We start from the raw sequence: 24,774 nt of genomic DNA, 5'->3' as shown, positions 1-24,774 counted from the left end.
CGTCACGGTAATTGGATCATGAGCGCTATCGACAATCTTCCCCCGCTGCGCGAGGTCATCGCAACCCATCAGCTTTCAGCACGCAAATCGCTGGGTCAGAACTTCCTACTGGACCTCAACCTGACCGCCAAGATCGCCCGCCAGGCCGGGGACCTGACAGAATGTGATGTGCTGGAAATCGGACCTGGCCCCGGCGGCCTGACACGCGGGCTGTTGTCTGAAGGCGCGCGCAAGGTCGTGGCAGTGGAAAAAGACACGCGCTGTATTGCTGCCCTGAACGACATCGCCGCCGCTTATCCCGGACGGCTTCAGGTCATCAACGGCGATGCGCTGGAAATCAATCCGCTGGAACACCTTACACCGCCGATCCGTGTTGCCGCCAACCTGCCCTATAACGTGGGCACCGAATTGCTGGTCCGTTGGCTAACACCACCTGAGTGGCCACCTTTTTGGCAGAGCCTGACGCTGATGTTCCAACGCGAAGTGGCTGAACGCATCGTCGCCCAACCCGGCAGCAAAGCATACGGACGTCTTGCCATCCTCGCTCAATGGCGGGCCGAGGCGCGCATCGCCATGTCGCTGCCCCCGGGCGCTTTCACCCCACCGCCCAAGGTGTCCAGCGCCGTGGTTCACCTGACCGCCCTGCCCAAGCCCCGCTATCCCGCCGATGCTGCCACCTTGTCCCGCGTTGTGGCTGCGGCCTTCAATCAACGCCGCAAGATGTTGCGAGCTTCATTGAAGGGCGTGGCCCCCGATATCGAAGACCGTTTGCTGGCGGCAGGAATTCAGCCCACGGAACGCGCCGAACAGGTCCCGCTAGAAGCATTCTGCGCGCTGGCCCGCGAAGTTCAAAAGACCTGAAAACAAAAAAGCCCCGGCTCTACCGGGGCTTTTGTTCAAACCGCTTTTTTGCTTATTCAGCCGCTTCCGGTGCGTCCCCATCGGTTTTGGGGGCATCTTCCGCCGCTGGCGCCGGTTTGGGCTTACGTGTGCGCGGTTTGCGCGCAGGTTTTTCCTTTTTCTCCTGTGCCGGAGGTTCGGCGCCTTTGCTTTCCGGTGTCTCGACCAGACCGCTTTCCGGCGTTGCCTCGGGCGCCGCAAAATCCATCACATCCGGCTGCGGCGATTCGGCCGGGTCGGCCTGACGGGCGGCTTCGCGTTCCTGCCGTTCGGCGCGTTCGCGATCACGCTCTGCCTGGCGTTCGCGGTTTTGGCGCTCTTGCTCTTCCCGGCGGGCTTCCATTTCGCGCTGCGCTTCACTCAGCATCCGAAGATAATGCTCGGCGTGCTGCTGAAAGTTCTCGGCGGCCACGCGGTCATTGGACAGTTGCGCGTCACGAGCCAATTGGTTGTATTTGTCAATGATCTGCTGCGGCGTGCCACGCACCTTGCCCTCGGGGCCCGAGCTATCAAAAACACGGTTTACGACGTTGCCGCCGGAGGGACGATTGCGGTTATTCTTGGCCCGCGAGCGGGATTTGGAAGATCTCATCTTACTTTACGTCAGCCTTGTCAATTCGCTGTCGAACCACCCGTTTCTTGCACTGCTCTGAGGCGTTTGCCGTGACGGGATCTCGACTTTTTTGGGCTTGGCGTCAGGGGTGAGCTGCAACAGCATCAACCTCGCCGACTAATCCTGAGTAAACATGTCCTGAGCGCGCAGACAAGAGGAATCTCGGGTTTTCACCAGCTTTTTTAGTCTGGGCAGCGCTTTTTGGTCGCAATCTCGCCGATCAACCCGGCATTTTTGCGCCAACCACACGGTCGCGCCCATCCAGATCAGGGATCACCCGGACATCAACAAGCCCCGCCGCATCAAACAAAGCGCCAACTTTTTTTGCCTGCGTTGGGCCAATTTCCACAAGAATCCGTCCCCCCGGCAACAGAAAATCCGGGGCAGACGCGGCGATCCGCCGATATGCGCCCAGCCCGTCGCCTTCGTCGGTCAAAGCCATGCGTGGTTCGTGCTCTTTCACCTCCGGCGACAGATCAGCCATTTCCTCGACCGAGACATAGGGGGGATTGGAAACAATAAGGTCAAATTGACCCTCAATGCTCTCAAACCAGTCTGAACGTACAATATCAACCCGCCCCTCTACATGATGCTCAACGGCGTTGGCGCTGGCCTGGAGACAGGCCGCCTCGCTCAGATCGACCCCAATACCCGAGGCGCTGGCACGTTCGGCCAACAACGTGATCAGAATGCACCCCGACCCCACGCCGAGGTCCAGAACATGGTCAAACGGCGCGCTCAGGGCTGCTTCTATCAAAGTTTCAGTTTCGGGGCGTGGGTCCAGTACATCTCGGCTGACCCGAAATTTGCGCCCATAAAACTCGCGCTCGCCTAGCAAATGTGAAACCGGCACCCGAATGGCGCGAAGCGAGATCAATTGGTCATAACGCTCGGCAATCTCGGGCTGCAACTCTTCCGGTGCAATCAGTGTTACCCGGCTGGCTTCAATACGCGCCGCGTGGGCCAGCAGCAGGCGCGCATCCCGGGCAGGATCATCCACGCCAGCCGCCCGCAAACGGGCCGTTGCCGCCACCATGGCCTGTGCCGCTGTTTGCAGGCCGGTCATTGCGCCATCTCGGCCAACAGCCGCGCCTGATCATCAGCCGTCAACGCGTCGATAACCTCATCCAGATCGCCCTGCATCACCTGATCAAGCTTATAGAGCGTTAGGTTGATCCGGTGATCCGTCATGCGACCTTGTGGGAAGTTATAGGTGCGAATACGTTCCGAGCGGTCGCCCGAGCCCACCTGACTGGCCCGATCTGCCGAGCGTTCACTGTCGATCCGTTGCCGCTCCAGATCATAGAGCCGCGTCTTCAGCACCTGCATGGCAATCTCGCGGTTTCGATGCTGAGACTTCTCGGAACTCGTTACAACCAACCCTGTCGGAAGGTGCGTGATCCGCACCGCCGAGTCGGTGGTGTTCACGTGCTGCCCGCCCGCGCCCGAGCTGCGCATCGTATCGATTCTTATGTCATTTGCGTCGATCTGAATGTCCACATCCTCGGCCTCCGGCAGAACCGCCACGGTTGCAGCCGAGGTATGAATGCGCCCACCGCTTTCCGTCTCGGGCACGCGCTGCACGCGGTGCACACCGGATTCGTACTTCATCCGGGCAAACACATTGTCGCCCTTGATATGGGCCACGACCTCTTTAATGCCGCCCAAATCCGAAGCCTGTTCCTCGATGATCTCAAACCGCCAGCCCCGCGCCTCGGCATAGCGCTGGTACATGCGCAGTAAGTCACCTGCGAACAAAGCGGCCTCATCCCCACCGGTCCCAGGACGAATTTCCAGCATCGCCGGGCGCGCATCGGCTTCGTCTTTTGGCAGCAGCGCCAGCTGCAGGGCTTGTTCCGCCGCCGGAATACTGGCCTGCAACTGAGGAATTTCCTCTTCGGCCAGTTCTTTCATATCCGGGTCGGCCAGCATCGCCTCGGCCTCGGCCAAATCCGCGACCAGCTGACGCCAGGCCATGATCTGATCAACCACCGGCTTGAGGTCGGAGTATTCCTTGGCCAGCGTCGCAATATCGCCCCCCGACGCGCCATCGGCCATGGCTGCTTCGAGGTATTGAAAACGCTGGGTGATCTGTTCAAGACGTTCTTCAGGGATCATCCGGGCGGTGTCTCTCATCCCGGGGCTTTGGTCAAGGGCAACGTCATGCTAAGCTCGCTGTCATGAAACGGATTTTGCTTGCTTTACTGCTGACATCCACGCCGGTTTTCGCCGATTACGTCGGCCCGGACGGTAAAACCCGCGATTGCTATTGCACCGATACATCGGGGTCTCGCATCGAGTTGGGCGAGATGATCTGCCTGCAGGTCGATGGTCGCATGTTCACCGCGCAGTGTCAGATGTCGCTGAACGTTCCCATGTGGCGAGAGGTTCAGGAAGGGTGCCTGTCATCAAGGTTGCAAAGTACACCCCTCGGAAACGCAGCACCGGACGGGGCGTCTTAAACCACAGGCGCAAAGTCACATCTGTTTCAACCACCCATCAACCCGCGCCTTGTTCACGCCAAAGTCTTTGCGCCCAAACCGCAAGCGGCCATGAACGCGCAGAGAGTTGCCGTCCTGCTGAACCGTGGTGTAGTCGGGAAAGCCGATCCATTTCGTGCGGGTGATGTAGGTGATCATGCCTGCTTCGACGGAACCTGCCAACACCGATGTGCGGGGCGTGGCGCGGATGATCTGGTCCAGCCGCTGCAACCCGTCTGGACCGGTTTCGACAACGCGCACCACACCGCCGGGCAGGTCCTGATCCACGGGTGCGACCGGCGCAATGTTCCAGTGCGCGGGGTCGGATGGGGCCAGTCGGATATAGGCGCCCAGCCCGATCACAAGCGCGAATACCCCCCAAAGAACCATCTTTTTCATCCCGCATTATCCTTTTGGGGAAACCCTATGCGGATCAAGCGCCGGGACAAGCCATTCCGCCCCGCTTTACCGTGACGTCACCCCCGGTAGGATGCACAGCATCTCGTATATCAGGTTCGCCGCTGTAAGCGCCGTGTTGCCCGACGGATCATAAGGCGGAGAGACCTCGACCAGATCACATCCCACCACGTTCACCCCCTGCAGCGCATGGATCAGTTGCAGTGCTTGTGGTGTTGTCAGCCCCGCAATCTCGGGTGTGCCGGTGCCCGGAGCAAAAGCAGGATCCAGGCTGTCGATGTCATAGGTGATATAAACCTGTTGCTCGCCGATGGTCTTGCGAATCTGCGAGCCGATTTGGGTCAGGTTCTGCTGCCAGAGCTCCCAAGCGGGAAACTGGCGAAAACCCCAATCCTTGGCCTCGGTAAAGTCTGAGGCCGCGTAGCCAGATCCACGAATGCCGATCTGAAAGGTTTTGTCGGGAACGATCAGCCCCTCTTCATACGCGCGGCGAAAAACGGTGCCGTGGGTTTCCTTTTCGCCAAACATCTCTTCATTCACGTCCGCATGGGCATCCACATGCACCAGCGCCACCGGCCCGTGCTTTGCCGCAATCGCCCGCAGGATCGGCAATGTGATCGAATGATCTCCCCCCATCGCGACCGGGATCACATTTTTTGCCAGTATCGCATCATAGCTTTCTTTGATGATCCTTAGGCTGTCCGACAATGAGAAGGTATTGATCGCCAGATCGCCAATATCGGCAATCTGCAGACTTTCGAACGGGGCCGCAGACGTGGCCATGTTATAGGGCCGGATCATCGCGCTTTCGCTGCGGATCTGTTTCGGGCCAAATCGTGTGCCCGACCGCCACGAGGTGCCGATATCCATCGGAATCCCCAGTACCGCTACGTCCAGCCCTGCCAGTGAAGCGGCCTGCGGAAGGCGCATAAACGTGTTCGGCCCCGAAAATCGCGCCAAGTCATTGCCACTGACCGGTTGGTTGAATTCTGTCATGCGCGTGCCGCCCCATCCTTTTTTCACGTCTTCCAGCACATACCGGAAGTATGGCTAACCAGAAGTTAACGCGTATCCCAACGGGTTTACTCTTTCGCCTTTGCCAACTTGTCCCAGCCCAGCAGGCAGATGATCTGCGTCGCCACATGCGCCCCGGCAATCGCTGTTGCACCCGACGTGTCGAAAGGCGGAGAGACCTCGACCACGTCTCCGCCCTTGATGTTAATCCCGGCAATGTCGCGCAGGATGATCTGTGTTTGAATGGAACTTAACCCGCCCCAGACCGGCGTGCCGGTGCCCGGCGCAAAGGCAGGGTCCAGCCCGTCGATGTCAAAGCTCAGATAGACTGGGCTGTTACCCAGTATACCTTTGATCTTCTGCGCGACCGCGGCAGGGCCAGATTCATAGACCTCGCGCGCGTCGATGATGTTGACGCCCAAAGTGTCCTCATTGGTGGTGCGAATGCCCACCTGAACGGAGCGCTTTGGGTCTACGATCCCAGACTTTACTGCCTTGTAGAACATTGTTCCGTGATCAACGCGGGACATATCATCATCGGCCCAGGTGTCCGTATGCGCATCGAATTGCAGCAACGACATCGGCCCGTATTTCTCGGCATAGGCTTTCAGGATCGGGAAACTGATATAGTGGTCCCCGCCCAGCGTGACAGACGCTACATCGGCCGCCAGAATGGTGCGGATATGATCGGTCAGTGTGTCGGGAAAGGCCGGAATATTGGCATAGTCATAAGCCATGTCTCCGTAGTCCACGATGGCCAGTTCGCTGAGCGCATCAAAAGGCCAGCCATAGGGCGCATCGGGCGATTGCAGAGCGCTGGCCTCGCGGATTGCACGTGGGCCAAGGCGCGTGCCGGGGCGGTTGGTGACAGCCTGATCGAAGGGTACACCGGTCACGGCGATGTCCACCCCGTCCAGATCTTTGGTATAAAGCCGCCGCAGAAACGAGGTCGCTCCGCCAAAAGTGTTCTCATAAGACAACCCTTTGAGATCGGGATTAGTGAACGCTTCGTCCACCTGGTTTTTTGCGTCTTCCAGTGCCATTTGTTTACCCCATCAACCCAACGGCTGCGCCTTTTCCACGATGCGTGCGAAAAAGGACGCGCCGATAGGCGCTATATCGTCGTTAAAGTTGTACTTGGGATGGTGCAGCCCTGCACCATCGCCTTGCCCCAAGAACAGATACGCGCCGGGCCGTTCCTGAAGCATGTATGAAAAATCCTCGGCTCCCATATCGCGCCCCATAGTGTCGACCACGCGTTCAGGCCCAGAGACTTCGCGCGCAACATCGGCAGCAAAAGCGGTTTTTTCGACATCATTGATCGTCGCGGGATACCCAACCTGATAATCCAACCGCGCCTCAACCCCGTAAGACGCGGCCTGCCCCTGAACGATCTGCTCCATCCGCTCCATGACCATCTTCTGCACGGACGGGTCAAAGGTGCGCACCGTGCCATTCAGATACGCAGTGTCCGGAATTACGTTGTTAACCGTTCCCGTGTGTATCTGTGTGACCGAGACCACCAGATCTTCCACTGCATAGTGGTTGCGGCTGACGATGGTCTGGATCGCCTGCGCAATACCGCAGACCGCCATAACGGGGTCTTTGGTTAGATGCGGCAACGCCCCATGCCCTCCGACACCCTGTATATGAATCTCGAACGAATCCACCGCCGCCATAATCGGGCCCGCCGTGGTATAGAAAGCGCCTTCCGGGTTTCCCGGGTCGTTGTGTATTCCGTAAACCTGCGAGATGTCGAACCGGTCCATGATGCCTTCTTCGACCATCACCCCGGCACCGCCGCCCTCTTCCTCGGCGGGCTGAAAGATCAGGGCCACGCGACCGCTGAAGTTCCGTGTTTCGGCCAGATAGCGCGCCGCTCCCAACAGCATTGTGGTGTGGCCGTCATGACCGCAGGCGTGCATCTTACCTGGGTTCTTCGAAGCATATTCGACACCTGTTTCTTCTGGAATCGGCAGGGCATCCATATCCGCACGCAGGCCGATGGTCGGCCCCTCGCCCTGCCCGTTGATGATCGCAACCATTCCGGTCTTGGCGATACCCTCATGCAGTTCATCCACCCCGAACTCGCGCAGACGCTCGGCCACAAAGGCGGCTGTCTCGTAGCACTCGAACTCCAGTTCAGGGATCGTGTGCAAGTGCTGACGCCACGCAGCCATATCGGCTGAGAAATCGGCAATTCGGTTGACGACGGGCATCTGGGGTGGACTCCTGATCGGGACTGCGGGATGGATGCATCTGACACCGGAACGAAAGGGTTCGCAATGGCTGAAAATCCTCTGATCCACAACAGCGACGCTGGTATCGAACGGTTACTGGAAATCATGCGCCGCCTGCGCGACCCGCAAAGTGGTTGCCCTTGGGACATCGAACAGGATTTCGCGACGATTGCCCCCTACACTATTGAAGAGGCGTATGAAGTCGCCGACGCCATTGAGCGCGAAGCTTACGATGAGCTGAAAGGAGAACTGGGCGATCTTCTGTTCCAATCCGTCTTTCACGCGCAAATGGCTGAAGAGGCCGGGCATTTCACCTTTCAAGACGTGGTCCGCACCATGTCGGACAAGATGGTCAGCCGTCATCCCCACGTATTTGGCGACGAATCCCGCGACAAGTCAGCCGATCAGCAGACCAAGGATTGGGAAGCGATCAAGGCCGCCGAGCGTGCAGGCAAGGAACAAAAGGGCGCGTTGGACGGTGTCGCGGCGAACCTGCCCGCCCTGCTGCGCGCGCACAAACTGCAAAAACGCGCTGCACGCGTAGGCTTTGACTGGCCCGATGCCAGCCATGTGTTGGCAAAGATCACCGAAGAAGCGGCTGAACTGGAAGAAGCGCGGGACAAGATGGACGCCGATGCGCTGGAGGACGAATTCGGTGATCTCCTGTTTGTGATGGTCAATCTGGGTCGCCATCTGGGTATCGAACCCGAAGCCGCCCTGCGCCGTACCAATGCCAAGTTCACCCGCCGCTTTGAACAGGTCGAGGCCCGTCTGGCCGAGCGGGGCAAAACCCCCGCGCAAAGCGATCTTGCCGAGATGGATGCGCTTTGGGACGAAGTCAAAACCGAAGAGCATCGCGCCAACGGCAAACTCCCGCCGGTGGACGCGTCGACCGGGGCCTGAAACTGCTGGACAAGTGCGGTGACACTTGCGAGTGTCCGCGTTTCAAGACCCCGGAGGCATAATGGCACCGCGCAAAATCATCATCGATACCGACCCCGGACAAGACGACGCCGTCGCCATCCTGCTGGCCTTGGCCAGTCCGGATGAGATCGAGGTTCTGGGTATTACTGCCGTCGCCGGGAATGTGCCCTTGTTGCTGACTGCCAAGAACGCACGGATTGTCTGCGAACTGGCGGGGCAGACGGGTGTTCCAGTCTATGCGGGTTGTGATCGCCCCCTGATCCGCCCTTTGGTCACGGCAGAACATGTGCACGGCAAAACCGGGCTAGACGGGCCCGTTCTGCCGGACCCTGAAATGCCGCTGGCAGACGGACATGCGGTTGATTTCATCATCGAGACACTGCGCAAACATGACTCAGGCACCGTGACACTCTGCCCGTTGGGGCCGCTGACCAACATCGCCGTGGCGTTCCGCAAGGCCCCAGACATCGTCGATCGGGTGCAGGAAATCGTGCTGATGGGGGGCGCTTATTTCGAAGTAGGCAACATCACACCCACAGCCGAATTCAACATCCACGTCGATCCAGAAGCTGCTGATATCGTTTTCCGATCCGGCAGGCCCATCGTGGTTATGCCCCTGGATGTCACGCATAAGGCGCTGGTCACCAAACCCCGCAATGATGCGTTCCGAGCATTGGGAAACAAGGTCGGCATTGCAGTGGCTGAAATGACCGACTTTTTTGAGCGCTTCGACAAGGAAAAATACGGAAGCGCAGGTGCACCGTTGCATGACCCCTGCGTGACCGCTTATCTGATCCGGCCTGAGCTATTCTCGGGCCGCCAAGTGAATGTCGAGGTTGAGACCCGGTCGGAACTGACCATGGGCATGACCATCGCCGATTGGTGGGGCGTAACCGACCGCGCACCAAACGCCCTGTTCATCGGTGATCTCGATGCGGATGGCTTCTTTGAGCTACTGACAGAAAGGCTGGGCCGACTATGAGCGCCGCTCTGCGCCTTGCGCGCCCCGAAGATCTGGACCGCCTGATGGCGCTGGTCACTGCGTTTCACGCCGAAGCGCGAATAGAACAGGACGCCGACAAAACCCGAAATGCCCTTGCCCCCTTACTGGAAGGCATCCCTCATGGCTGTGTCTATCTGATCGGACCGGGGCGTGCACCGTTGGGGTATATCATCCTGACCTTCGGCTGGTCGGTCGAATTTGGTGGCATGGACGGTTTCGTGGACGAAATCTATATCCGTCCTGCCGTTCGTGGCCGCGGTATCGCGACCGAGGTTTTGCTGGATCTGCCCAAAGCTCTGGCTGGAGCAGGATTGACGGCATTGCACTTGGAAGTCGACCGCACCAGCGAGGCCGCTCAGAAACTGTACCTGCGCACCGGATTCAAACCGCGTGACAGATACATGCTGATGAGCAAAGCGCTTTAGCGCGACTCGCCTCTGAAGATATTGGCTGGATTCATGTCCTGAACCGGATCGTTCGCTGAAACTGGTTCTCCGGTTATCGGATATGTCCCCGGCTCGGAACAAGCGGACAGAACTGTGATGGACGCTGCGGTGATGATCAGAAGGAATTTTGATACAGACATCGTACTCCCCTTTCTGCAATGAAACGAGATTACTGCATTCAGAATGAACTTGGTTAGTAACAAGTTCACACATAACTTTACTAAAGCAGGGTTCTCGTAAACAGATCAGGGCAATCCTGGTTGCTAAAACGCTGATTAAATTCAACTATCGTTATTTTTAGTTTTTTTGAGTTTCGTAAGCGACATCTCGAAAAAAATCAGGTGGTCCCGTGCGATTTCTGGAATCTCAGAGTATGCGTCGCGCAGGGTAAACCCCAACGACAGGTATAATTGAGTCGCTGCCTCCAGCGGTTTTCCGGTATCCATTCGGATATAGTCAAAGCCAAGATCCCTGCAGGTTTCAATCAGCGACAACATAATGGCACGGCCCGCGCCAGAGCCCCTTGCCGCATCCGTCACATACACCCGCTTTATCTCGGCCACGCCCGGCGCGATTGTATGAAACATGCCGCTACCAATCGGCTCACCTTCCAACACAGCCAACTTGATCCCACCATTTGGCGGTGCGTGATCCACCTCGATGTTGTCCATCAAACGGGCGTATTTTTCCTTTGGATAAAAGGTCTGAACGATCTGAACGGATTTTTCATCCAAGGTCAGCAGGAAATCCCGATAGTCCCAACACAAACGCCGAACCGCGTTCAACTGGTCCGGCGTTTCTGGTTCAATGATCTTTAGCAAGACGTGGCCCCCGGATTGTGTCCGAGGGTCAGCCTAGCATCAGATGTGTTACTTGCGAAGGATCGACGCGCCCGCGTATTCCGCGACCTCGCCCAGCGATTCCTCGATACGGATCAGTTGGTTGTACTTAGCCAACCGGTCCGACCGCGCCAACGAGCCGGTTTTGATCTGACCGCAATTGGTTGCCACGGCCAGATCGGCGATGGTTGCATCCTCGGTCTCGCCCGAGCGGTGGGACATGACGTTGGTGTAACGCGCGCGGTGGGCCATATCGACAGCGCGCAGAGTCTCGGTCAGCGAACCGATCTGGTTCACCTTGACCAGCATCGAGTTGGCGCAGCCGCGTTCGATCCCTTCGGCCAGACGTACGGGGTTGGTCACGAACAGGTCGTCGCCCACCAACTGTACTTTGTCACCGATGGCGTCGGTCAGGGCTTTCCAGCCGTCCCAGTCATCTTCGGACATGCCGTCCTCGATCGAGATGATGGGATAGTCGTTGACCAACGCCGCCAGATAGGCGGCGTTTTCTTCCGAGGTCAGAGTCGTGCCCTCACCCGCCAGAACGTATTTGCCGTCTTTGAAGTATTCAGTCGCGGCGCAATCCAGCGCCAGATGGATTTCCTCGCCCGGCTTATAACCCGCCTTTTCGATGGATTTCAGAATGAAATCCATCGCTTCGCGGGTGCTTGCGATGTTCGGAGCAAAGCCACCCTCATCACCGACACCGGTGGCCAGACCAGCTGCCGAGAGCTCTTTCTTCAGTGTATGAAACACTTCGGACCCCATGCGCACCGCCTCGCGGATATTCGCGGCCGAGGTCGGCATGATCATGAATTCCTGAATGTCGATCGGGTTATCTGCGTGTTCGCCCCCGTTGATGATGTTCATCATTGGAACCGGCAGAACACGGGCCGAGGTGCCGCCCACATAGCGATAGAGCGGCTGGGTTGTGAAATCGGCCGCGGCCTTGGCTGTGGCCAACGAAACACCCAGAATGGCATTTGCACCGAGACGGCCTTTGTTTTCGATCCCGTCCAACTCGATCATCGCCTGATCGATGGCCACCTGTTCGGTCGCGTCGAAACCTACCAGTTCTTCGGCGATCTCACCGTTCACGGCGGCAACGGCTTCCAGAACACCCTTGCCCATGTAACGCGCTTTGTCACCGTCGCGCTTTTCCACTGCCTCATAGGCACCGGTTGATGCCCCGGACGGCACGGCAGCACGGCCCATGGTGCCGTCTTCCAGAATCACGTCAACCTCAACTGTCGGGTTGCCCCGGCTGTCCAGAATTTCGCGTGCGTGGATGTCGATAATGGTGCTCATGAGGCCCGTTCCTATGGCTGCAGTCGGTTGCACGCGTCATAGCAGCACCGGCCCAAATGTAAACCGGTTCCGTTATCGCTAACAGGCACATTTTCGGACCTTTAGGGCTAACAGCCTGTTGTTTGCGCCAACACAATTAGACCGGAGCCAGTTCGTTTGCCAAACGCCGCTCGCGAACAAAGGTATAAAGTCCGGACCCAATGATAAGTGTCGCGCCCGCAAGCGTCAGCGCATCTGGCCGCTCACCAAAAACCAGCATTCCTGCAACGATCGAGAACACCAGACGCGTGTAGCGGAACGGCATCAATGCCGACGCTTCGCCGACACGCATCGCGGTGACAATGCCGTAATACCCAATCACACCGGACCCTACGGCCCCGAGATACGGTAACGATTGTCCGTCCTGAAGCGGCACAAAAGATGCACCGGAAATCGCCATCAACAGCCCGCCAGCCAGCGCAACTGCAATGAACGCTTGCATCGCTACAACGGTCGAGGCGACTCGCGCATCCAGCTTACGCGTGATGAGATCGCGCGCAGCAATGGCCAGGACGGACAAAATCACAAAAAGAGACTCGGGCTGGAACCCTTGGAAACCGGGACGAATGATCATCAGAACGCCGACAAACCCCACGCCAATCGCGCTCCAACGCCGCCAGCCGACGTGTTCCCCCAAAAACATGGCTGCCCCCATGGTGACAGCCAGCGGCAGGACCTGAAAAACGGCGGCGACCGTTGAAAGGTCGATCAAAGACAGCGCCGTAACAAAGGTTACTGCCCCGATCCCTTCGGTTGCCGCGCGCGCCAACGGCAATAGCTTCCAGGCCATCGGGTCAAAGACGCGTTTGCGCGAGGCCACTGACAGAGCTGCAAACACGAGCGTACAGACCACGCCGAGGAACACCATGATCTGCCCTGTCGGCACCGAGACCGACAGAACCTTGATGAACATGTCCTCAAGTGCAAAGGCCGCCATCGACCCAATGAGCAGCAGAATGCCGTTTACGTTGTTCATATGCGCGTCCACAGGAAAAAGCACTTTGGGTGCCTATGCGCACAACAACCTCAACCAATGGCCTCTGGCAAGACATTTCCCGTCACGCGTGATGAATTAACGTGAGGGGATCAATCGCGTTTCGTGATGATTTAATCCTGTTCCAGTGGCACGCCATACAGCTCCAGCCGATGGCCTTTCAGTTTGTACCCCAGCTTTGCCGCGATTTTTTCCTGAAGGGCTTCGATCTCAGGGTCGACGAATTCTATCACCTCACCCGATTGCATATCGATCAAGTGATCATGATGGTCACGCTCGGCATCCTCGTACCGTGCGCGGCCATCGCCGAATTCCAGACGCTCCAGAATCCCCGCTTCTTCAAACAGTTTCACCGTCCGATATACGGTTGCAATCGAAATACCTTTGTCGACGGCAGAAGCACGTGAATAGAGCTCTTCGACATCCGGATGGTCGTCGCTTTGTTCCAGCACCTGCGCGATGATCCTTCTTTGACCGGTCATGCGCAGGCCCTTGGCCTCACAACGCCCAATAATCGTTTCCGACATGATGCCCCTCAGACTTGCTCGGGTATCTGTCTTAGTATGTCTGTGCAGTTTGCGCCACAGGGATTTCTGCTTTTCCGCTGTTCTTACGCAGCACGTGTCAGATCGGCCCAGACAGGCAGATGATCCGATGCGATATGTGCCGGGCGCGCGTCGTGAACCCCATGCGCGGTGGCTTTCACCCCTGCGCCCAGCGCGATCCGGTCCAACGCGCCAAGCGGTTGCGCTGCGGGAAAGCTGGGTCGGGGCGGTAGAAAACGCATCTCGGGGGCCAGATGGTCCAGAACCGGCTGCCGCGACCATTCGTTGAAATCCCCGGCCCAGACGGTTGGCATCTTGGCCAGATCATCATCAAAGCGCCGGATGTGCGAAATCTGCTGCCGCCGCGATGCGGGCAGCAACCCAAGATGCATCCCCATCACCCGCAACGGCCCGATTTGAGTATCGAACTCGACTCGGACCGCGCCGCGCGGCTCTAACCCCGGCAAATCATGATGCCCTTTTTGACGGACGGAAATACCATCCCCACGCCATATGACTGCATTACCGTGCCACCCAAGGCTGCCGGCCCCGCCAAGATCGACGATCTGCCAACCCGCCTCGTCCAGCATGAAATGCGGCAGGGCTGCCGGGCGCGGCGGCAGGCGTTTGTCTGCCTCTTGCAGCACAACGATGTCGGCCCGCATGTGTTCGATGACCTGCAGGATACGCTGCGGTTGACGCCGGAAATCCAGCCCGAGGCATTTTTGAATGTTATAGCTGGCGATACGTAGGGTTGAAGATTGTTTCATAAGGGCTTGACCAATGGGCTTGCGCTCAATGTGCCACCTCTGGCGCGGCGCGCAACCCCCCCTGTTCCGATACAGAACGAATGCCTCGGAAAGAAACAACGCCAATCGCACGATTTATTGGCAAACGACCCGCAAGCGATCACCAAAGGATTGTTCCTTTTGATCCCCTGCTCTATCCGGTTGCAGTGGAACGGCCAAACCGCCGCAACTCGAGGGGCTGAATGGAACTGCATCAGACACAGCCGGTCAACAGCACCCGCGCCAGCCTGGTTCTGGTCATGGGCGGCGCGCTATGGGGGCTCTACTGGATCCCGGTTCGGTTCTTTCTGGATCAGGGTCTGACCGGCCCCTGGCCCGGGATTGTCATGTATTGCGCGGCCCTGATCGCTCTATTCCCATTTGTTTGGAGCGACCGACACACACTTGTTCGCGAATGGCGCAACCTGATGCTCAGCGGGATGTTCACGGGTGCCGCGTTCAGCCTGTATTCCATCAGTCTTGTATACACTGACGTTGTCCGGTCGATCCTGCTGTTCTACCTCACGCCCATTTGGGGCACGCTTCTGGGCGTCATGTTTTTGGGTGAACGCCTCAACCTTATGCGTCTTGCCGGTCTCTTCTGCGGGTTGGGCGGCCTTTTTGTTGTTCTGGGCGGCGCGGGTTTCGTGCCCTGGCCGCAAAACATAGGCGATTGGCTGGCATTGGCATCAGGCGTATGCTGGGCCCTGGGCTCTATGGGCCTTTATCGTGTCAATCGCATCTCGATTTCGGGGCAGGTCTTTGCCTTTGTATTCGGCGCGCTGATTCTGTCCTTGTTCAGCCTTCCATTGCTGGGCGAGCAGAACATCCCTTCCGTGGCACCTCATGAGACGATCCGCGTGCTTCTGTTCGCCCTGCTGTCGGCCTTCTACATCCTGCCCATGGTCTACATGACGATTTGGCCAGCAACAAAGCTTTCCCCATCAAGGGTCGGCCTGCTGCTGATGAGCGAAGTGGTCGTCGGAATCGCATCTGCTGCCGTGCTATCCGGAGAACCCTTTGGCCTGCGCGAGTTTCTGGGCGCTGCGCTGATCGTCAGCGCCGCCGTGTTGGAGATTGTTCGAAAGTAAGGCCCGAGATGGGTCACGTCCCACAGAAGGTTGCGTGCACCACCTCGTTCTTGGCCGGGGGCCGTCTCAAATCTGCGGCATCATCCTGATCATCGTAAGGCTGTGCGAGGACGGCGTTCAGCCGATGGAACGGCGCGTAATCCCCTTGCACCGCAGCTTGGATCATCTGTTCGACACGGTGGTTGCGCGGAATGAACGCCGGGTTAGAAGCGGCCATCACGTCCATCGGTTGCGCTTCGCGCTCTAATCGCGCGCGCCAGCCCTGGGCCCAACTGTCATAGCTGGCGGGGTCAACAAATTGATCCCGCGCGGTATCGCTGCCCAGCGCCCGGAAGGTGTTGGTGAAATCCGCCTGCCCTTCGGCCATGCGTTTCAATAAATCCGTCACAAGCTCTAGATCAGCGTCTTCGTCAATCGTCAGACCGATCTTGGCACGGAACAGGGTCAACCAATTCTGCTGCAAAAGCTCTGGCATGGCATGGACGATCTCGGTCGCCTCTTCGACAGCGGCCTCCTTGTCATCCATCTGCTGGATCAAGGACGTCGCCAACTGCGCAAGGTTCCATACGGCAATGTCGGGCTGGTTCGAATAGGCATACCGCCCCATCCGGTCAATCGAACTGTAGACCGTGTTGGGGTGATACGTGTCCATGAAAGCGCAAGGACCATAGTCAATCGTCTCACCCGCGATCGAGCAATTGTCAGTGTTCATAACACCGTGAATGAATCCCACGCTCATCCACTGCGCGATCAACTTGGCCTGTGCGTCCCGCACCGCCCGCAACAGACCCATCGGCCCGTCAGCCTCAGGATAGTGACGCGCGATGGCGTATTCCGTTAGTCGACGCAAACTGTCCAGCTGCCCCCGTGCGGCGAAAACCTGAAACGTACCCACCCGCAGATGGCTGCTGGCCACACGCGTCAGCACAGCGCCGGGCATCGGGCCTTCGCGAAACACCGTTTCGCCCGTTTCCACAGCCGCCAGAGCACGCGTGGTCGGAACGCCCAGCGCGTGCATCGCCTCAGACACCACATATTCACGCAGAACCGGCCCCAGCCACGCCCGACCATCGCCTCGGCGCGAAAACGGCGTGGGGCCCGAGCCTTTCAACTGAATGTCCCGGCGCACACCGTCGGTGCCCACGGTCTCGCCCAGCAACACCGCACGCCCATCCCCCAATTGAGGGTTATACTGTCCGAACTGGTGCCCCGAATATAACTGCGCGATAGGCTCCGCACCTGTGGGCAGATGGTTGCCGGCAAAAGCCTCGGCCATGTCATGCACATCTCCTGGTGCAATTTGCAGCAACTTCGCCAAATCATCGTTAAACGCAATCATCTGTGGCGCACGGACGGGAAGCGGAGCCTGCCGCGCAAAAAACGCATCCGGCAGACGGGCATAAGTATTATCAAAGGGGATCGTCAGGGTCATGTCGCATTACATATTGTTCGGGCGCACGAATACCATAGCGGATCGTATCGTCCCGTGCATAATCGCGCCGAACCAAGAGGGCACTCATGACCGCACAAGACATTATCGACCACCTGAACCTGCAACGTCATCCCGAAGGCGGATGGTATGCCGAGACATGGCGTGCCAGCAACGCAGGCCGCCCCACCGGCACTTGCATCTATTTCTTGTTGCAGGCCGGAGAAAGCAGCCACTGGCATCGGGTCGACGCCACCGAGATCTGGCTCTACCACGCAGGCGCGCCTCTGGTCCTGTCGCTCAGCGCAACAGATAAAGGCCCCGCCGCCGATCACCTTCTCACACTTGACCTGTCTAAAGGCGCACCGCAGTTGATCGTACCGGAAGGCCATTGGCAGGCTGCACGCAGCACCGGCGACTACACCTTGGTCAGTTGCACGGTCTCTCCCGGCTTTGATTTCGAAGGTTTTGAGTTGGCCGCGCCGGGCTTTGACATCCCGAGGGAATAGCCCAACCAACGTAAATCTCTGAAAAGTTGAGTTTACAGACGGCCCAGCTTTGACCATCCTGTACCCGTAACCGTGTGTGATGGAGTATCGAGTGAGCATGAAGCAGGTCTGTTTGACTGTCCTTTTTCTCTGCTTAAGTGCAGGGATCGCAAGCGCCAGCCCGGACTGTGCAGATTCTGGCGAACCGTTGGATGTTTCATTGCCCAACGAGTCCACAACCGCCGAACCAGCCGCGCAGACGCCCGACGACCTGTCCCCATGCGCGGCCATGCAATTGGAACAAGGACGCGAGCGGATGCGCGAACGCGGGGCCGTCTGCGGCGACTGGACCATATTGGGCGAAACGCGCAAAACCCTGAAAAGCAAAGCCCGGGGCTGCGGCATTGCCAAACCGGTTCGGGTCTACCGGATTTCAAATGTTGCCCTCAGTCAGTTTTCGCTGATGGATTGTCAGACGGCTGTCACGCTGAAAACATGGATCGAAACCGTTGCTAAACCCGCCTTTGCCGAAATGGGCGGCGGGCTCAAGGGGATGCGGGTTGTGGGGCACTATGCCTGCAAAACCCAAAACAACCGGCCACGCGCGCGCCTGTCTCAACATGCACGCGGGCGGGCCATTGATATTTCAACCTTTGTTCTTCAGGACGGCACACAAATCACCGTTAAGGACGGGTGGACGGACAATACCCAAAGTGCGGTGTTGCGCGAGCTGCACAACGGTGCTTGTGGCGTGTTCAGTACCGTACTCGGCCCGGACGCCGACCGCTATCACGTTGGGCATTTTCACTTTGACACCGCCCAACGCAAAGGTGCTCCGGTTTGCCGATAGCTCTTCGGGCTTGACCGGACTTACGCCGGACTTAACGATGTCCGCATGGACCACAAAGACCTGATCGCTTCTCTGCCTGCGGAAACCAAGGACCGATTGCAACGCCGGTCGAACACCGCTGGGCTGAAGCATCTGTCGATCCATCTGGCTGCGCTGTCAGCCCTAAGCGCCGCAATCGTGGCGCAAATCCCGTTCTGGCCGGTCTTGATCCTGCCGCAAGGCGTTTTGCTGGTGTTTCTCTTTACGCTCAGCCACGAATGCACCCATAAGACCCCTTTTCGAACAGGATGGCTAAACGATGCCGTCGGACATCTGGTCTCGGTACCAATTGCCTTGCCTTTTGTTTGGTTCCGCTATTTCCACCTCGCCCATCACAAATGGACCAATGACCCTCAGCGCGACCCAGAGCTGGGCGGCAAACCAAGGCCTGACAACTGGTCTGACCTGTTGATCTACCTGAGCGGTTGGACCTATTGGAGCGGTATGGCAAAGGTACTGGTTCAAAACGCGAGCGGCCACCTGGATGCGCCTTACCTTCCGAAACGCCAACACAACGCAATGAAGGTCGAAGCCCGCATTCTGCTTGGTCTCTATACGTTAACCCTCATCAGCCTGACTTACAGTACGATACTGTTCTGGGTCTGGCTTCTTCCGGTGCTGGTTGCTCAACCCGTTTTACGCCTTTACCTGCTGGCCGAGCACGGCCTCTGCCCGCCGGTGGCAAACATGCTCGAGAACTCCCGCACGACCTTCACCAACCGAGCCTTGCGGTTTCTGGCCTGGAACATGCCATACCATGCCGAGCATCATTCCTTCCCCAATGTGCCATTCCATCACCTGCCCGCGCTGCACCACTGGATGCGCGCGCATCTGAAATCCACGTCCAACGGCTATGCGGAGTTCACCAAAGACTACACCCGCACGCTCAGCTCATAATATCCGCTCTTCATCTGGCCCCAAATACCTCGGGGGAGGCGCGCTTGCGCGACGGGGGCAGCGCCCCCTATTCGTTGCTTCGGCTTTTGATCAACATGCTGATCAGAGGCACCAAAACCGTCGTCGCCGACCCCAATGGATTCGAGCCGATGCTTTTGACCGCCTGCACGACTTCGCGCGCTTCAGTCGCCACCTCCTCCAACTCATCCTCAATGTCTGCGATTGCCATGTCACGGACCTCAACCGCCGGCGCGACTTCATCCTCAACGCTGCTGCGGCGTGCAATCAGAACCAACAGCCCCGCAAAACCAAGATTGCCAAGCGCCAATACCGCAGAAGCTGAAGCTGGCGACATTGTACTTTGCAGGGCAAAGAACAGCGCTAGGTTCAAAAGCACGAGGGCCAACAGCGCAGCAATACCCGCAATTCCAAATAATATCGTCTGCTGCTGCACCACGGCCAAGCGACGGCGTGCAATCAGGCGTTCTGTCCGATAGATCGTTACCAGATTTCTGCTTAATCTGCTCATGGCTTGCCTCCTAACCCTGCGCGCGTCCGACGACATACCCCAGCGAGAACGCAATCAGCAACGCTGTGATCGGATATTCTTTTTGCAAGCGGCCAAATTCCTCGACCACATCCTCGCCCAAAGCCTGCGCTTGACTCAGGTCGATCCCATGCTCTTCCAGAAGCTTTCGAATTTCATCCGATGATTTGGTATGCTCATCTCGCTCCTTGGGGGCCGGGTCTTGGTTGACCCGCACTTCCAACGTTGCGTTGCGCTTCCGTAATTTCTCTAATTCAGCTTCAAGCTCTGCCTTGGTCGCCATAATGCCTTGCCCTTGATCCGTGGGTCCGGGGCAACCGTCGCACAACAAGCTGTTATTTTGAACTGTTTTCGGCTGATGCTAGCCAACAGCGTCCATCGAAACCGAACTTACAACCCCACCCCCAACCAGCGCCTGTACGCCGGTTGTGCCGGGGCACGACGTCGGCAGGCCACGCGCCACACGTACCGCCAGATAGGCAAAGGCCTGCGCCTCGAGCATATCACCATCCAGTCCCACTGCTTCAACCGGCTCCACCGGGCAATCCAGCGACACGCGCAACATCTCCATCAAAACCGGATTGTGGCGCCCACCTCCAGTGACCAGCACGCAGGACGGAGGTTTCGGACAATGCTCCATCCCCTGTACGACACCTGCGGCACACATCCCGGTCAGGGTCGCCACGGCGTCCGCATCGTTCAATTCCTTCACCAGACCGATCATTTCCGCGAAATCGTTCCGGTCCAAAGACTTGGGTGGCATTCGAGCAAAGTATGGCTCAGCCAGAAACAGCTCCAACGCGCCCATTTCGACGGTTCCATCCCGCGCAAGCGCCCCGTCCCGATCCATGGGCAGCCCCAGTCGGGCTTGCATCAGATCGTCCACAGGCGCGTTTGCAGGCCCGGTGTCAAAGGCGAGCAAAGCGCCCGGCGCTTCGGGGCCGTCAAAGGACGGATCAACATAGGTCAGATTGCCGACCCCACCCAGGTTCAGAAAACACAGGGGTCGGTCCGCGCCGAACCACTTGGCGCAGGCAAAATGAAAGAACGGCGCTAGCGGAGCCCCCTCGCCCCCCATCGCCACATCATCGCTGCGGAAATCCCAAACCACCGGACGCCCCAGCGCCTGCGCCAGCCCCAGACCGTCACCCACCTGCAAGGTTCCACGCCCGCGCGGCTCATGCGCAACGGTCTGGCCGTGAAAACCGATAAGATCGACCTCTTCGAATTCAGACAGTGCCTCGGCATGGGCAAAAGTGACCATCTCAGCCGCTGCATCGACATCGGGCCCATGCCACTGACCCAGCGCTGCCCGCAGCACGTCTCGCTCTGCGTCTGAATAAGCGCGATAGCTACTTTGTCCAAACCCCATAATCTGGTGGCCGTCAGTTTCGACCATCGCGGCATCCACCCCGTCCATCGAGGTGCCCGACATCGCGCCCAGTGCCCGGATCACCCCGTGTTTGCTGATGGTCTGGCTCACGCCTGCCTCCTGAACTGGCTGTCTTCTTCGCCGCATCCGAGTCCTTGAGTACACCTCTGGGTTGCAGCCCGGTCAAACTGCCTTTTGTTTGCACAAAAACGCAAGCGTTCTCATGTAGCGGTTCATATTTTTCGCTAACCGCGTGGCCGGATCGACACCCACCCTCAATTAAAAAACGTGGCTTTTCCTCATCGGCGCTGCCGCCTATACAGTGCCCCGCAACATTAACCCAAAGGGCACGATATGACCTACCACCCCAAATCGGATTTCATCGCCACGATGATCGAGCGCGGCTTTCTCGCCGATTGCACCGATTATCAGGGCCTTGACGACGCGCTGATCAGTGGGTGTAAACCGGCCTATATCGGCTTTGATGCAACGGCCAAGTCGTTGCATGTGGGCAGCCTGATCCAGATCATGATGCTGCGCTGGTTCCAGAAAACCGGCCACCAGCCGATCACACTGATGGGCGGTGGGACGACCAAGGTGGGCGATCCTTCGTTCCGCGCGGATGAACGCCCCCTTCTGGGCCCCGAACAGATCGACGAGAACATCTCGGGCATCAAGAAGGTGTTCGCCGCCTATATCGACTATGACACGGACGCCGAGAACAAGGCGCTGATGCTGAACAATGCCGAATGGCTGGACGACCTGAACTACCTCGATTTTCTGCGCGATATCGGGCGCCATTTCTCGGTCAACCGGATGCTGTCGTTTGAATCTGTGAAGTCGCGGCTGGATCGTGAGCAGTCGCTGAGCTTCCTCGAGTTTAACTACATGATCCTGCAGGCCTATGACTTCCTGGAACTGAACCGCCGTTATGGCTGTGTTCTGCAAATGGGCGGCAGCGACCAGTGGGGCAACATCGTCAACGGTATCGACCTGACCCGCCGTGTTCTGGATCACGAGATCTATGGCCTGACCTCGCCTCTGCTGACCACCAGTGACGGCAAGAAAATGGGTAAGTCTCAGGACGGTGCGGTCTGGCTGAACGCCGAGATGCGCTCGCCCTATGAGTTCTGGCAGTTCTGGCGCAACACCACCGACGCGGATGTGGGGCGGTTCCTGAAGCTATATACCGAATTGCCGGTGGACGAGTGCGACCGTCTGGGCGCGCTGGCCGGGTCCGAGATCAATGAAGCCAAGATCCGTTTGGCCAATGAGGTCACAACCCTGCTGCACGGCGTACAGGCCGCGGCCAATGCCGAAGCCACCGCGCGCGAAGTGTTCGAAAAAGGCGGCGTAGGTGGAGACCTGCCGACACTGACCCTCAGCGCTGATGAGTTGGGTGACGGTATTTCCATCGTGCAGATCATCGTCAAATCCGGTCTGGCAAAATCCGGCAAAGAGGCCAAGCGCCTGATCGCCGAGAACGGGGCCAAGCTGGATGATGCGCCGCTGACCGATGCGGGAATGATGATCGACGCAGGCGCGCTGTCATCGCCCATCAAGCTGAGCGCAGGCAAAAAACGTCATGCGCTGGTTCAGCTCGGTTGATGGCTCGCCCGCCTCTATGCACCTAAGACACAACTCAAACGGCCACCTGACGGTGGCCGTTTCTTTTTGAAGAACCTGGCGGAGCTTAACGGAGACCCCTTCCGCCATTGCCGTTTCCGCCACCGCCGTTTTGGGCACCGTTGCCCTGGCCATTGTTGCCGCCACCGTTGCCAGTGCCAGGCCCAGAGCCCCCGGTGTTCCCCCCGCCATTACCGGGGTTCCCGTTGTTGCCGTTTCCGTTACCAGGGCCACCGTCTCCACCGCCGCCGTTGCCACCGTTTCCACCGCCGCCGTTGCCGCCATATCCACCGCCGCCGTTGCCGCCATTTCCACCGCCGCAGTTGCCGCCGTCTCCACCGCCGCCGTTGCCACCGTCTCCACCGCCGCCGTTGCCACCGTCTCCACCGCCGCCGTTGCCGCCGTCTCCACCGCCACCGTTGCCACCGCCGCCGTCTCCACCGCCGCCGTTGCCACCGTTTCCACCGCCGCCGTTGCCTCCGTCTCCACCGCCGCCGTTGCCTCCATCTCCACCGCCGCCGTTACCGCCGTTTCCACCGCCCGGCGATCCTGGATTTGCAGCATCCGCAAACGCCTCACCAAGCGGTTCAGACCCTCGGCTTTCACCACGATTATTGCTTAACCCCGACAGGCTTGCCGTCGGCAAATCCGTCAAAAGCGAGGCAAGCCCCGGACATTGCGCCCCGACAACTTGCAGCGTTGTTTCAAAATCCGACCGTCTCTGAAGCCTCTCCAGAAAACTCGGCGTCACCTGAACGCAGTCACACAACCCCGCGTAATCCCCGGCATTGGCCAGGCTTCGGGCCGTTTTTCCAGTACAGACTTCCGGTGCAGCAGATGCACTGCCAATCATCACCAATCCCAAAACAGGCGCGACAAAAACCGCACCCAGCGCTTGTTTCTTACTCGTAACCATATCGGCACCTCCTGGCGATAAAACACATGACGGTCCAAATCTCTTCGCTCACGAAAAGGCGCTTTTTCGTGAGGACCGGATTAATTTGTCTTCAGGAACGGAAGCGCAGCCCGGATGGACAGCGTCTTCATCAAAGGTATGGACACCGCACCCGCGAACCAGTTATTGAACAAGTGTTCATATCTATGGGAGGAGTTCACCATGCACCTGTCCACCACAGCAGCACTTGTCACCGGCGGCGCGTCCGGCCTCGGCGAAGCCACGGCCCGCCATTTTGCCTCTGAGGGTGCACAGGTCACGATCTTGGACCGCGACGTAGAACGTGGCACGCAGGTCGCCGCCGAGATCGGCGGGCATTTCGCGCAGACGGATGTGACCGATGAGGATTCGGTGGCCGCTGCTGTAGGTCATGGCATGGCCAAGATGGGCAAGATCACCGCAGTCGTGAATTGCGCGGGCATCGCGTATGGCATCAAAACGGTTGGCAAGGAAGGCCCCCACCCTCTGGATGCCTTCCAGCGCACAATCGACATCAATCTGGTTGGTACGTTCAACGTCTCACGTCTGGCCGCCGCCGAGATGTCAAAGAATGACCCCGAACCAGACGGCGCGCGGGGCGTGATCATCAACACGGCCTCTATCGCGGCATATGACGGCCAAAAGGGTCAGGCGGCCTATGCAGCATCCAAAGGCGGCGTCGTCGGCATGACCCTGCCGATGGCCCGCGATCTGGCCTCGACCGGCATTCGGGTCATGACCATCGCGCCGGGCATCTTCATGACCTCGATGCTGGCGGGGCTGCCCGAAGAAGTACAGCAGCAACTCGCCGCCGACGTCCCGAACCCGGCCCGTTTAGGGGACCCGAAAGAATACGGACGGCTGGCCGCATTCATTGTCGAGATGGGTTACCTGAACGGTGAGGTCATCCGCATCGACGGAGCGCTGCGGATGCGCTAAATCTGTCGCATG

29 protein-coding genes are annotated in these 24,774 nt (G+C 58.6%); 11 read left to right on the top strand and 18 right to left on the bottom strand.

Features of this window, described 5'->3' with window-relative positions:
• The first annotated feature begins 18 nt into the window (after positions 1-18).
• Positions 19-861, top strand: coding sequence for a 16S rRNA (adenine(1518)-N(6)/adenine(1519)-N(6))-dimethyltransferase RsmA (rsmA, locus tag I9187_RS12150; RefSeq protein ID WP_171179853.1), 843 nt, complete (start codon positions 19-21; stop codon positions 859-861).
• A 52-nt stretch (positions 862-913) separates the two neighbouring features.
• Here rsmA and I9187_RS12145 read toward each other — a convergent pair whose 3' ends face one another.
• The 3 genes from I9187_RS12145 to prfA all read right to left on the bottom strand — a co-directional run bounded on the left by I9187_RS12145 (position 914) and on the right by prfA (position 3,631).
• Positions 914-1,492, bottom strand: a complete 579-nt coding sequence (locus I9187_RS12145; RefSeq protein ID WP_209940204.1) for a DUF4167 domain-containing protein — start codon at positions 1,490-1,492, stop codon at positions 914-916.
• 241 nt (positions 1,493-1,733) lie between these two features.
• Positions 1,734-2,579, bottom strand: a complete 846-nt coding sequence (prmC, locus tag I9187_RS12140; RefSeq protein ID WP_171179849.1) for a peptide chain release factor N(5)-glutamine methyltransferase — start codon at positions 2,577-2,579, stop codon at positions 1,734-1,736.
• Entirely contained in the window at positions 2,576-3,631 is a 1,056-nt protein-coding gene (gene prfA, locus I9187_RS12135) for a peptide chain release factor 1 (protein WP_171180070.1), read from the bottom strand. The genes prmC and prfA overlap by 4 nt, the downstream gene beginning before the upstream one ends.
• 62 nt (positions 3,632-3,693) lie before the next feature.
• Here prfA and I9187_RS12130 point away from each other — a divergent pair, with 62 nt between their 5' ends.
• Positions 3,694-3,975 (top strand): hypothetical protein, encoded by a 282-nt coding sequence (locus I9187_RS12130; RefSeq protein ID WP_171179847.1) that lies wholly within the window; start codon positions 3,694-3,696, stop codon positions 3,973-3,975.
• Between the two features lie 15 nt (positions 3,976-3,990).
• On the opposite strand, the gene I9187_RS12125 is transcribed toward I9187_RS12130, so the two are convergent.
• From I9187_RS12125 to I9187_RS12110, 4 genes are all read right to left on the bottom strand, one after another.
• Positions 3,991-4,392 (bottom strand): DUF1499 domain-containing protein, encoded by a 402-nt coding sequence (locus tag I9187_RS12125; protein WP_171179845.1) that lies wholly within the window; start codon positions 4,390-4,392, stop codon positions 3,991-3,993.
• 66 nt (positions 4,393-4,458) lie between these two features.
• A complete protein-coding gene (speB, locus tag I9187_RS12120; protein WP_209940203.1) occupies positions 4,459-5,406 on the bottom strand; it encodes an agmatinase in 948 nt (315 codons plus the stop codon).
• Positions 5,407-5,492: 86 nt separating this feature from the next.
• On the bottom strand, positions 5,493-6,467 hold the full coding sequence (gene speB / locus I9187_RS12115) for an agmatinase (protein ID WP_171179841.1): 975 nt from the start codon (positions 6,465-6,467) through the stop codon (positions 5,493-5,495).
• A 12-nt stretch (positions 6,468-6,479) separates the two neighbouring features.
• Positions 6,480-7,643 (bottom strand): M20 aminoacylase family protein, encoded by a 1,164-nt coding sequence (locus tag I9187_RS12110; protein ID WP_171179838.1) that lies wholly within the window; start codon positions 7,641-7,643, stop codon positions 6,480-6,482.
• Between the two features lie 66 nt (positions 7,644-7,709).
• Here I9187_RS12110 and mazG point away from each other — a divergent pair, with 66 nt between their 5' ends.
• From mazG to I9187_RS12095, 3 genes are all read left to right on the top strand, one after another.
• Positions 7,710-8,567 (top strand): nucleoside triphosphate pyrophosphohydrolase, encoded by an 858-nt coding sequence (gene mazG, locus I9187_RS12105; protein WP_171179836.1) that lies wholly within the window; start codon positions 7,710-7,712, stop codon positions 8,565-8,567.
• A gap of 61 nt (positions 8,568-8,628) precedes the next feature.
• Positions 8,629-9,570, top strand: a complete 942-nt coding sequence (locus I9187_RS12100; protein WP_209940202.1) for a nucleoside hydrolase — start codon at positions 8,629-8,631, stop codon at positions 9,568-9,570.
• Positions 9,567-10,016, top strand: coding sequence for a GNAT family N-acetyltransferase (locus tag I9187_RS12095; protein ID WP_171179832.1), 450 nt, complete (start codon positions 9,567-9,569; stop codon positions 10,014-10,016). Before I9187_RS12100 ends, I9187_RS12095 begins: the two co-directional genes overlap by 4 nt.
• Here I9187_RS12095 and I9187_RS12090 read toward each other — a convergent pair.
• From I9187_RS12090 to I9187_RS12065, 6 genes are all read right to left on the bottom strand, one after another.
• Complete coding sequence (locus tag I9187_RS12090; RefSeq protein WP_171179830.1) at positions 10,013-10,177, bottom strand: hypothetical protein; 165 nt, start codon at positions 10,175-10,177, stop codon at positions 10,013-10,015. The two genes, I9187_RS12095 and I9187_RS12090, sit on opposite strands and share 4 nt — an antisense overlap.
• Positions 10,178-10,318: 141 nt before the next feature.
• Positions 10,319-10,858 carry a GNAT family N-acetyltransferase gene (locus tag I9187_RS12085; protein WP_171179828.1) on the bottom strand — a complete coding sequence of 180 codons (540 nt, stop codon included), beginning with the start codon at positions 10,856-10,858 and terminating at the stop codon, positions 10,319-10,321.
• A 48-nt stretch (positions 10,859-10,906) separates the two neighbouring features.
• The gene (gene eno, locus I9187_RS12080; RefSeq protein WP_171179826.1) at positions 10,907-12,184 is read right to left on the bottom strand and encodes a phosphopyruvate hydratase; all 1,278 of its coding nucleotides are present in this window, start codon (positions 12,182-12,184) and stop codon (positions 10,907-10,909) included.
• A gap of 136 nt (positions 12,185-12,320) precedes the next feature.
• Positions 12,321-13,199 carry a DMT family transporter gene (locus tag I9187_RS12075; RefSeq protein ID WP_171179824.1) on the bottom strand — a complete coding sequence of 293 codons (879 nt, stop codon included), beginning with the start codon at positions 13,197-13,199 and terminating at the stop codon, positions 12,321-12,323.
• 131 nt (positions 13,200-13,330) lie between these two features.
• Positions 13,331-13,744 (bottom strand): Fur family transcriptional regulator, encoded by a 414-nt coding sequence (locus I9187_RS12070; protein WP_050602224.1) that lies wholly within the window; start codon positions 13,742-13,744, stop codon positions 13,331-13,333.
• 83 nt (positions 13,745-13,827) lie between these two features.
• Positions 13,828-14,532, bottom strand: coding sequence for an endonuclease/exonuclease/phosphatase family protein (locus tag I9187_RS12065; protein WP_171179822.1), 705 nt, complete (start codon positions 14,530-14,532; stop codon positions 13,828-13,830).
• Between the two features lie 221 nt (positions 14,533-14,753).
• Between I9187_RS12065 and I9187_RS12060 the strand changes: the two genes are divergently transcribed.
• Positions 14,754-15,641 carry a DMT family transporter gene (locus I9187_RS12060; RefSeq protein WP_171179820.1) on the top strand — a complete coding sequence of 296 codons (888 nt, stop codon included), beginning with the start codon at positions 14,754-14,756 and terminating at the stop codon, positions 15,639-15,641.
• Positions 15,642-15,654: 13 nt separating this feature from the next.
• On the opposite strand, the gene I9187_RS12055 is transcribed toward I9187_RS12060, so the two are convergent.
• A complete protein-coding gene (locus tag I9187_RS12055) occupies positions 15,655-17,073 on the bottom strand; it encodes a protein adenylyltransferase SelO (protein WP_171179818.1) in 1,419 nt (472 codons plus the stop codon).
• 86 nt (positions 17,074-17,159) lie between these two features.
• Between I9187_RS12055 and I9187_RS12050 the strand changes: the two genes are divergently transcribed.
• The 3 genes from I9187_RS12050 to I9187_RS12040 all read left to right on the top strand — a co-directional run bounded on the left by I9187_RS12050 (position 17,160) and on the right by I9187_RS12040 (position 19,344).
• On the top strand, positions 17,160-17,579 hold the full coding sequence (locus I9187_RS12050; protein WP_171618836.1) for a cupin domain-containing protein: 420 nt from the start codon (positions 17,160-17,162) through the stop codon (positions 17,577-17,579).
• 199 nt (positions 17,580-17,778) lie between these two features.
• Positions 17,779-18,408, top strand: coding sequence for an extensin family protein (locus I9187_RS12045; protein WP_171179814.1), 630 nt, complete (start codon positions 17,779-17,781; stop codon positions 18,406-18,408).
• A gap of 45 nt (positions 18,409-18,453) precedes the next feature.
• Positions 18,454-19,344, top strand: coding sequence for a fatty acid desaturase (locus tag I9187_RS12040; RefSeq protein WP_171727465.1), 891 nt, complete (start codon positions 18,454-18,456; stop codon positions 19,342-19,344).
• Positions 19,345-19,411: 67 nt separating this feature from the next.
• Here I9187_RS12040 and I9187_RS12035 read toward each other — a convergent pair whose 3' ends face one another.
• The 3 genes from I9187_RS12035 to I9187_RS12025 form a co-directional block, all read right to left on the bottom strand.
• Positions 19,412-19,873 carry a hypothetical protein gene (locus tag I9187_RS12035; RefSeq protein WP_171179809.1) on the bottom strand — a complete coding sequence of 154 codons (462 nt, stop codon included), beginning with the start codon at positions 19,871-19,873 and terminating at the stop codon, positions 19,412-19,414.
• 10 nt (positions 19,874-19,883) lie between these two features.
• Positions 19,884-20,174, bottom strand: coding sequence for a hypothetical protein (locus I9187_RS12030; protein WP_171179807.1), 291 nt, complete (start codon positions 20,172-20,174; stop codon positions 19,884-19,886).
• 78 nt (positions 20,175-20,252) lie between these two features.
• Complete coding sequence (locus I9187_RS12025; RefSeq protein WP_348540094.1) at positions 20,253-21,374, bottom strand: anhydro-N-acetylmuramic acid kinase; 1,122 nt, start codon at positions 21,372-21,374, stop codon at positions 20,253-20,255.
• A 243-nt stretch (positions 21,375-21,617) separates the two neighbouring features.
• Here I9187_RS12025 and tyrS point away from each other — a divergent pair, with 243 nt between their 5' ends.
• Entirely contained in the window at positions 21,618-22,871 is a 1,254-nt protein-coding gene (gene tyrS, locus I9187_RS12020; RefSeq protein WP_171179803.1) for a tyrosine--tRNA ligase, read from the top strand.
• Positions 22,872-22,956: 85 nt separating this feature from the next.
• On the opposite strand, the gene I9187_RS12015 is transcribed toward tyrS, so the two are convergent.
• Positions 22,957-23,805, bottom strand: coding sequence for a hypothetical protein (locus I9187_RS12015; RefSeq protein WP_209940201.1), 849 nt, complete (start codon positions 23,803-23,805; stop codon positions 22,957-22,959).
• A 201-nt stretch (positions 23,806-24,006) separates the two neighbouring features.
• Between I9187_RS12015 and I9187_RS12010 the strand changes: the two genes are divergently transcribed.
• On the top strand, positions 24,007-24,762 hold the full coding sequence (locus I9187_RS12010) for a 3-hydroxyacyl-CoA dehydrogenase (RefSeq protein WP_171179801.1): 756 nt from the start codon (positions 24,007-24,009) through the stop codon (positions 24,760-24,762).
• Positions 24,763-24,774 lie beyond the last annotated feature (12 nt).

Source organism: Ruegeria sp. HKCCE4148, from assembly GCF_017872495.1.
Taxonomy (GTDB): domain Bacteria; phylum Pseudomonadota; class Alphaproteobacteria; order Rhodobacterales; family Rhodobacteraceae; genus Ruegeria.
The sequence above is the reverse complement of the archived record's forward strand: the minus strand, read 5'-3'. Positions and strand labels throughout refer to the sequence as shown.

Coding starts and splice junctions, on each gene's coding strand:
- rsmA (WP_171179853.1), top strand. CDS start 19: ATGAGCGCTATCGACAATCTTCCCCCGCTGCGCGAGGTCATCGCAACC.
- I9187_RS12145 (WP_209940204.1), bottom strand. CDS start 1,492: ATGAGATCTTCCAAATCCCGCTCGCGGGCCAAGAATAACCGCAATCGT.
- prmC (WP_171179849.1), bottom strand. CDS start 2,579: ATGACCGGCCTGCAAACAGCGGCACAGGCCATGGTGGCGGCAACGGCC.
- prfA (WP_171180070.1), bottom strand. CDS start 3,631: ATGATCCCTGAAGAACGTCTTGAACAGATCACCCAGCGTTTTCAATAC.
- I9187_RS12130 (WP_171179847.1), top strand. CDS start 3,694: ATGAAACGGATTTTGCTTGCTTTACTGCTGACATCCACGCCGGTTTTC.
- I9187_RS12125 (WP_171179845.1), bottom strand. CDS start 4,392: ATGAAAAAGATGGTTCTTTGGGGGGTATTCGCGCTTGTGATCGGGCTG.
- speB (WP_209940203.1), bottom strand. CDS start 5,406: ATGACAGAATTCAACCAACCGGTCAGTGGCAATGACTTGGCGCGATTT.
- speB (WP_171179841.1), bottom strand. CDS start 6,467: ATGGCACTGGAAGACGCAAAAAACCAGGTGGACGAAGCGTTCACTAAT.
- I9187_RS12110 (WP_171179838.1), bottom strand. CDS start 7,643: ATGCCCGTCGTCAACCGAATTGCCGATTTCTCAGCCGATATGGCTGCG.
- mazG (WP_171179836.1), top strand. CDS start 7,710: ATGGCTGAAAATCCTCTGATCCACAACAGCGACGCTGGTATCGAACGG.
- I9187_RS12100 (WP_209940202.1), top strand. CDS start 8,629: ATGGCACCGCGCAAAATCATCATCGATACCGACCCCGGACAAGACGAC.
- I9187_RS12095 (WP_171179832.1), top strand. CDS start 9,567: ATGAGCGCCGCTCTGCGCCTTGCGCGCCCCGAAGATCTGGACCGCCTG.
- I9187_RS12090 (WP_171179830.1), bottom strand. CDS start 10,177: ATGTCTGTATCAAAATTCCTTCTGATCATCACCGCAGCGTCCATCACA.
- eno (WP_171179826.1), bottom strand. CDS start 12,184: ATGAGCACCATTATCGACATCCACGCACGCGAAATTCTGGACAGCCGG.
- I9187_RS12075 (WP_171179824.1), bottom strand. CDS start 13,199: ATGAACAACGTAAACGGCATTCTGCTGCTCATTGGGTCGATGGCGGCC.
- I9187_RS12070 (WP_050602224.1), bottom strand. CDS start 13,744: ATGTCGGAAACGATTATTGGGCGTTGTGAGGCCAAGGGCCTGCGCATG.
- I9187_RS12065 (WP_171179822.1), bottom strand. CDS start 14,532: ATGAAACAATCTTCAACCCTACGTATCGCCAGCTATAACATTCAAAAA.
- I9187_RS12060 (WP_171179820.1), top strand. CDS start 14,754: ATGGAACTGCATCAGACACAGCCGGTCAACAGCACCCGCGCCAGCCTG.
- I9187_RS12055 (WP_171179818.1), bottom strand. CDS start 17,073: ATGACCCTGACGATCCCCTTTGATAATACTTATGCCCGTCTGCCGGAT.
- I9187_RS12050 (WP_171618836.1), top strand. CDS start 17,160: ATGACCGCACAAGACATTATCGACCACCTGAACCTGCAACGTCATCCC.
- I9187_RS12040 (WP_171727465.1), top strand. CDS start 18,454: ATGGACCACAAAGACCTGATCGCTTCTCTGCCTGCGGAAACCAAGGAC.
- I9187_RS12035 (WP_171179809.1), bottom strand. CDS start 19,873: ATGAGCAGATTAAGCAGAAATCTGGTAACGATCTATCGGACAGAACGC.
- I9187_RS12030 (WP_171179807.1), bottom strand. CDS start 20,174: ATGGCGACCAAGGCAGAGCTTGAAGCTGAATTAGAGAAATTACGGAAG.
- tyrS (WP_171179803.1), top strand. CDS start 21,618: ATGACCTACCACCCCAAATCGGATTTCATCGCCACGATGATCGAGCGC.
- I9187_RS12015 (WP_209940201.1), bottom strand. CDS start 23,805: ATGGTTACGAGTAAGAAACAAGCGCTGGGTGCGGTTTTTGTCGCGCCT.
- I9187_RS12010 (WP_171179801.1), top strand. CDS start 24,007: ATGCACCTGTCCACCACAGCAGCACTTGTCACCGGCGGCGCGTCCGGC.